Annotated in this window: 1 protein-coding gene; it reads right to left on the bottom strand. The window is 70.8% G+C overall.

Translation table 11 applies throughout. The annotated features are described in order from the left end of the window. The coding region (locus ACPCK6_RS29560; protein ID WP_423482852.1) for a type I polyketide synthase at positions 1–1,173 on the bottom strand (1,173 nt) is incomplete at both ends.

The following is a 1,173-nucleotide window of genomic DNA, read 5'->3' as shown; positions in this document are numbered from 1 at the left end:
ACCGTGCCGCATCGCCATGACCATCTTGATCACACCGGCCACACCGGCAGCCGCCTGCGTGTGCCCGATGTTCGACTTCACCGAGCCGAGCCACAACGGCTCCCGCCCCTGCCGGTCCTGCCCGTACGTGGCCAGGACGGCCTGCGCCTCGATCGGGTCACCCAGCGTCGTACCCGTGCCGTGCGCCTCGACGACGTCCACGTCGGACGGCGACAGCCGCGCCGACGCCAGCGCCTGCCGGATCACCCGCTGCTGCGACGGACCGTTCGGCGCGGTCAGCCCGTTCGACGCACCGTCCTGATTCACGGCCGTGCCCCGTACCACGGCGTAGATCTTCCGGCCCTCGCGCTGGGCGTCGGAGAGCCGCTGCACCAGCAGCACGCCGACGCCCTCGGACCAGCCCGTACCATCCGCCGACGCGGCGAACGACTTACACCGGCCGTCCTGCGACAAACCGCGCTGACGGGAGAACTCGATGAACGTGCCAGGCGTCGCCATCACCGTCACACCACCGGCCAACGCCAGGTCGCACTCACCGGAACGCAACGCCTGCGCGGCGAGGTGCAGCGCCACCAGCGACGACGAGCACGCCGTGTCCACAGTGACCGCCGGGCCTTCGAGGCCGAAGGTGTAGGCGACCCGACCGGACAGCACGCTGCCGGAGGTGCCGGTTCCGACGTAGCCCTCCACCTCGCTCGGCAGCTCCATCAGGCGGGAGGCGTAGTCGTGGTACATGACACCGGCGAACACACCGGTCCGGCTGCCCCGCAACCGCTGCGGATCAAGCCCCGCCGACTCGAACGACTCCCACGACGCCTCCAGCAGCAACCGCTGCTGCGGATCCATCGCCAGAGCCTCACGCGGCGAGATCCCGAAGAAACCCGGATCGAACTCCGCCGCCCCGTACAGGAAACCCCCGTGGCGCGTGTACGACGTACCGCTGTGCTCCGGGTCCGGGTCGAACAGCGACTCCAGATCCCAACCGCGATCCGCCGGGAACTCCCCGATCCCCTCACCGCCGCCGGCCAGCAGCTCCCACAACTGGTCGGGGGATTCCACCCCGCCCGGGTAGCGGCAGGCCATGCCCACGATCGCGATCGGCTCGTCGGTGCCGACGACCGTGCCGGCGACCGGTGCGCTGGCCGACGCGTTGACGCCGGCCAGCTCCGACCA

This window comes from Micromonospora sp. AB353, from assembly GCF_049538395.1.
Lineage (GTDB): Bacteria > Actinomycetota > Actinomycetes > Mycobacteriales > Micromonosporaceae > Micromonospora > Micromonospora aurantiaca.
The sequence above is the reverse complement of the archived record's forward strand: the minus strand, read 5'-3'. Positions and strand labels throughout refer to the sequence as shown.